General features: G+C 70.8%; 4 protein-coding genes. All 4 read right to left on the bottom strand.

Annotation, left to right across the window (positions count from 1 at the left end):
- Positions 1-310: 310 nt before the first annotated feature.
- Complete coding sequence (locus ACGF8A_RS34430) at positions 311-1,033, bottom strand: helix-turn-helix domain containing protein (protein WP_393114758.1); 723 nt, start codon at positions 1,031-1,033, stop codon at positions 311-313.
- Positions 1,033-3,129, bottom strand: coding sequence for a hypothetical protein (locus tag ACGF8A_RS34425; protein WP_393114756.1), 2,097 nt, complete (start codon positions 3,127-3,129; stop codon positions 1,033-1,035). The genes ACGF8A_RS34430 and ACGF8A_RS34425 overlap by 1 nt, the downstream gene beginning before the upstream one ends.
- Positions 3,130-3,154: 25 nt before the next feature.
- The gene (locus ACGF8A_RS34420; protein WP_282690065.1) at positions 3,155-3,754 is read right to left on the bottom strand and encodes a helix-turn-helix domain-containing protein; all 600 of its coding nucleotides are present in this window, start codon (positions 3,752-3,754) and stop codon (positions 3,155-3,157) included.
- Positions 3,755-3,995: 241 nt separating this feature from the next.
- Positions 3,996-5,198 carry an IS110 family transposase gene (locus ACGF8A_RS34415; protein WP_393114753.1) on the bottom strand — a complete coding sequence of 401 codons (1,203 nt, stop codon included), beginning with the start codon at positions 5,196-5,198 and terminating at the stop codon, positions 3,996-3,998.
- Between the last annotated feature and the right edge of the window lie 51 nt (positions 5,199-5,249).

The following is a 5,249-nucleotide window of genomic DNA, read 5'->3' as shown; positions in this document are numbered from 1 at the left end:
CGGGCGAGTAGACCTTCATCACCATAAAAGATGCCTCCTACCCGGCCCCTGCCGGGGCCGGGATCAGAGGTGTCCACCACTCGGGGACAGGTCCCCGCCCCCGATGCAGCCGAGACGGCCGCACCCGGCGAGCAGTCTCCGCAGCAGTCCGCCTGACAACACCCCGAGGGCCAGCACCCCGTTAAGCCCCACCCATTGCGATCGTGCAGCAACGCCCCCTTGGCGGGCCCCGCGCCCATTACATCGTTCGCCGGCCGGGCCCCGGCGCAACACGGCGGTGCAGCTGCGCCGTGCGGAGCGGCGAGCCCTCTCAGCGCGGCCGCCAGGTGCGTACTTCGAGGTGGATGATCTGGGCGTCCGGGTGGATGCGTCCAGTCTCCACGAGCCATTGGTGCACGGCGGCGGTGACATCGCCGCCGGCTGCATCGACGCGGAGCGCGAAGTCGGCGGCATCGAAGCCGCCGGTCTGGGCGGAGCCGTAAGAGCGTTCCTCGGTGTGGTCGGCGCGCTGGATGACGTCGCGGCGGATGCCGGGTGAATCAGTGCGGCTGCCGGACGGATGTACGTAGCCGGTCTTGGCCAGGCGGACGGTGAAGGCCAGGCGCAGGCCTTGGCGGGCGGCCTCGGCGATCAGCGGGCGCAATCGGGCGGAGCCGGAGGCGATCGCCTGGGCACCGACACGGCCCGTACCGGAGCCGGTGGGAGTGATCAGGACGGCCTTGCCGCGGACCCGGGCGCGGGCGCCGGAGGCGGTGGTGCGCCGCTGGGTGTGGCGGGCGGCGATGGCGGCGAGTTCGGGCAGGTCGGTGATGCCTCCGGCTTCGACGGCGGTGAGGACTTCGCGCAGGGCGGTGACGAAAGCCGCGCCCTTGTTCTTGGTGTAGAACTGCGAGACCAATGACGGGTCGCGGTCGATGATGCGGGCGATGTCGCGTTTGGTGTAGCCGGCCCGCTGGAGCCGGTCAGCGAGGCGGGCCGCTTCGTTCAACTCGCCCTGCCCTCTGGGACGCCGGGAGCGGGGGCGGGGCGGCATCAGGCCTCCTGGCCGGTGGTGAGGGCGGCACGCCCGGCGTTGCGCAGTGTGAGGAGCTCTTCCTCGGTGGTGGGCGCCACCAGCGGGCCGGTGAGGTGTCCGCGCAGCAGGTAGTCGCCGGGCTGATGGTGGTAGGGCCAGTTGTGGGGCTGGGTGAGGTAGAGGGCGTCGGTGCGGAAGGCGATCACGGTGCCGGGCGAGGTGTGCAGGGCTCCGGCGTAGGTGTCGTCGTCGCGGTGGCGCTGGGTGAGCAGGGCGGCGCGGGCACCGGACCAGATCGCGGCGGCCCATTCGGGGTGAGCGTTGGGGTCGCGGGCGAAGCCGGTGGGCTTCTGCCAGGTGATCAGTTCGTTGTCGAAGCTGATGATTTCGGCGTCCGGCGGTACGTCGCGTTCCAGGGTGCGGGGGGTGGTGCCGGTGACCATGCGGGGGCGCTGGGCGAAGGAGCCGATGCCGTACAGCAGGATGGAGCGCACGGCGCGGGAGGCGAGGTGGGCGGCCCTCGCTTGCTGGGCATTGCCCTGGAAGTGGGCCTGGGCGGAGAGGTTGGTCCAGGTCTCCTTGAGTTTCTTGGCCCAGTCGTCCAGCGGTTTGCCGTCCTCCCAGAGGATGCCGTCGAGGATCTCGATCTTCCACGGGGTCAGGGGGTTGGTCAGGGCGGTGTGGATTTCGGGACCACCGGCCCAGGTGGTGAAGGTGGTGCCGCCTTCGGCCGGGTAGTGCCAGGCGCGGTCGCCGGGGGCGGGGGCGGGCAGCAGGCCGACGTGGTTCCAGCCGTCCGGCACGGTGACCCGGACCTGCCAGTGCCCGCACCCGTACAGGGCGCGCATCTGCTCCTTCTCGCTCCAGGCGGCGAAGGTGTGGGCGGTGATGCGGCGGGGGGTGCCGACCGGGGACTTCCAAGTGTGTTTGGCGTAGGCGAAGGTGCGGTCGTACTCGACGAGTTGGGGCAGCTGCTCGGGGACATGGGGCGGGGTGATGAGTTCGTTGCGGCCTTGTCCTGCGGTGGCGTGCAGCAGGCCGCGCAGTTCCTCTGACAGCACGGGGAAGCCCTCGGCGTGCTGGCCGCGCTGCGGGATGGTGCGCGTCCACAGGTCGCGGCCGGTCTGGGACGGGGAGCCCATAAGGACCGCATCGGGCCAGTGGCGGCGCAGGGCCTGCCACAGCAGCACGAACGCGTCGCGGACGGTTGCCGGGTCGTCGCCGTCGACGTCGAACCACTCCCCCACCGAGCGGATCTCCACATGGTGATCGCTGTTGTCGCGCTGGTAGCGGCCGACGGGGTTGCGGGCGTGGACGAAGTGCCCGGCCATCCGGTCGCGGCCGCGGCCGGTGTCGGTGCGCCAGCCCGGGGTGGGGCCGTTCAGCCAGGCGGCGACCGCGTCGCGCAGGTAGGGGTGGCGGTCGGCGTCACGGTGCCAGGGGTCGCCTGCGGTGATGTAGATGCGTTCCACGCCCTCGGAGATGGTGTGGAAGACGGCGGTGAGGAGGTCCGCGGCCGACCGGTCGGCAAGGTCGAGGTGGTGGGTCTGGTTGCGGTGGACCAGGATCCCGGTGGTGGTGTCCAGGAAGACGGTGGAGCGGGCCTGCTGGGTGAAGTTGGGCCGGGCGGAGGCCAGCCCGGGGGTAGGCGCGAGCCAGGCATCGCCGCTGGCCCCTGCGGGGATGGAGGGCAGATCCCGTGGCGCCTGAGGCGCTGTGGGCGCCTGCGGGGCTGCGGGTTCGACGGGAGCCTTTGGCGGAGCAGGTCGCGCGGCGGCAGCGGTCATCGCGGGGACAGCCGCTGCCTGCTGCGGCGGGGGCGGTACGGCTTCGGGGGTGGCCTGGATGGTGGACGGCTCGGCCGCCGGCTGCAGGGCGTCGTTCACAGCGAGGCTGTCGGGGGCCAGGGCCGGGGCGAGGGCGACCACGTCGGCCACGCCCAGTCCGGCCGCCGGGGCGATCCGCTCGGCCTTCGCCTTCGGGTAGGAGGCCAGCTGGATGATCAGCTTGTCGCGGTCCGCTTCCTGCTTCGTCAGTGCGGCCCGAATCTTTTTGATCTGGTCCCGCACGGTGCGCAGGTCGGCGAGCGCGGCGCTGTAGCTCTGTGCGTCCATCGGGCGTTCCTTGTCCGGGCCGAGTTCAGTCGACGGTGGCGTGAGTGGAAACGTAGGCGAGGGCTCCGCCCGAGTGGGATGCCAGCCGCGTGCCCAGCAGTTGTTCGGCAAGCTGCCGGTCTCCGTCGGCGTGGGAGGTGAGGCGGGTGTGCGGGATGGCCAGGTCGGTGACGTAGCCGGCCAGGCAGGCATCGGGAAAGGCATGGCGGCCCTCGGAGTTCTTCTCCCACCGCTGAAGGCCGGTCAGGACGGCCACCACGTAGCCGGACAAAGTGACCGGCAGCACTCCCCCGGCCGCGACACTCGCCGGGTCGCACCGCCACCAGCCGCGCAGCGCCTTGAGCAGGTCCTCCGACGGGAGGTCGGCGGCGAAGCCGAGCCAGGAGCGTTCCGGTTCCTGCGTCCGCCGGGCCGCATCCACCCGCAGGACGGCGATTTCGCGGACCGGCAGTCGATCGAGCGGCGCCTGCCGCCGCGTCTGCAGGGCCTGGACGACCTCGAGCGGGACCATGACGCGCACGCCGCGCCGGGACAGGCCCGGCAGCAATCCGGCAGCGATGAGGCGGCGGAACGTGGTGATCGCGCAGCCGAGCTCCTCCGCGGCCTGCCCGGTCGTCAGCAACATCCCACCCACTCCCTACATGCAAACTCTGATATCTGATTCGGCATGAAGATTAGCGGAGTCCTGAGGAACCGTCAAAGACCGGACGACCGACCTCGCCCATCAAGCCCAGGCCTCCTGCCTGCCGGCGGCTCCGGGTCGCCCCGACCACGACGATTGCCACCAAGTCGTCTATCGGCACGCCGGGCACAGGTTGTCGTCGTTGAATCTCAATGACCCGTCAAGCCCCGGGAGGCACGCCGCGTCAGCTGCTGTGGGCAGGGGCGATCGGAGGGGTGATTGCGTAGAGGCGATGGTCGCGGAGCATCGCCCACAGCACGTCGACCCGGCGCCGGGCGAGGGCGAGTACGGCCTGGACGTGCCGCAGGCCCTCGGCTCGTTTCCGCAGGTAGAAGTCTCTGGAGGGGCCGGGGTACTGCATGGCGCTCTGCGCGGAGAGGTAGAACACCCGGCGCAGTCGCCGGTCGTACCGTTTGGGCCGGTGCAGGTTGCCGGTCCGGCGCCCGGAGTCGCGCGGAACCGGGGCCAGGCCGGCGTGCGAGGCCAGGCGGCCCGCGTCACGGTAGGACGACAGGTCACCGGCGATGGCGACGAACTCGGCACCCAGGATGGGGCCCATGCCGGGCAGCGATTCGATGATCTCTGCCCGCTCGTCGTCGCGGAACGTCTCGCGGACCTCCCGGTCGTTGGCCGCGATCCGCTCGTCCAGTGCAAGCAGCTGGGATGCCAGCTCGCCCAGGAGGGCCGCGGCGCGGGCCTCGCCCGGCAGGGCAGTGTGCTGCTGGTCGGCAGCTTCGACGGCCCTCTGCGCCAGCTTCTGTGGACTGCGGACCTTGCGTCGCTCCAGCCAGGTGGTCAGTCGTTTCACGCCCGTGCGCCGCAGAGCGGACGGTGTCTGATAGTGCGTCAGCAGTATGACCGCTCCCTTGGAGCGGGCGTAGTCGAAGGCTCGCTCCAAGGCCGGACTGATGCCGCACAGCAGGTCGCGCATCCGGTTGACCAGCCGGACCCGGTCCGCGATGAGATCCCGTCGGTTCGCGGTCAGCAACCGGAGGGTGCAAATCTGCTCTGCCGGGATGGTGATGGTGGTGAAGTCCCGGCGGATGCGGGCCATGTCCGCGATGATCAGAGCGTCTTTGGCGTCCTTTTTTCCTTCGCCGCGGTAGCCCTCGGCGGCCCGGTTCACGCTCCGGCCCGGCACGTAGGTGACCTGCTGGCCGTGCGCGGCGAGCAGGACCAGCAGCAGGGTGGCCGTCTTGCCCCGTAGGTCGACCGCCCATCGCACGTGCTCGGCTGCGTCGCAGGCCGCGGCGATCAGCTGGAGGATCTCCACCTCGTCGTTGGGAAGTTTCCGCGAGAAGACCAGCTCACCCATCTCGTTGATGGCCACCGCCCAGTGGTGGCCGGGCCTTGTCCCCGAGGAGTGGACACCTGTTCGTGCAGTCATGCGGCAAGTGTCAGGGTAGCTGGCTGCTGTTCGTAGGCTATCGGCGCCTGC

The organism is Streptomyces sp. NPDC047706 (assembly GCF_043204795.1).
Classification (GTDB): Bacteria; Actinomycetota; Actinomycetes; order Streptomycetales; family Streptomycetaceae; genus Streptomyces.
The sequence above is the reverse complement of the archived record's forward strand: the minus strand, read 5'-3'. Positions and strand labels throughout refer to the sequence as shown.

What these genes read in the sequence shown, in the direction of transcription:
- ACGF8A_RS34425 (WP_393114756.1), bottom strand. Translation starts at nt 3,129, where the DNA reads ATGGACGCACAGAGCTACAGCGCCGCGCTCGCCGACCTGCGCACCGTG.
- ACGF8A_RS34430 (WP_393114758.1), bottom strand. Translation starts at nt 1,033, where the DNA reads ATGCCGCCCCGCCCCCGCTCCCGGCGTCCCAGAGGGCAGGGCGAGTTG.
- ACGF8A_RS34415 (WP_393114753.1), bottom strand. Translation starts at nt 5,198, where the DNA reads ATGACTGCACGAACAGGTGTCCACTCCTCGGGGACAAGGCCCGGCCAC.
- ACGF8A_RS34420 (WP_282690065.1), bottom strand. Translation starts at nt 3,754, where the DNA reads ATGTTGCTGACGACCGGGCAGGCCGCGGAGGAGCTCGGCTGCGCGATC.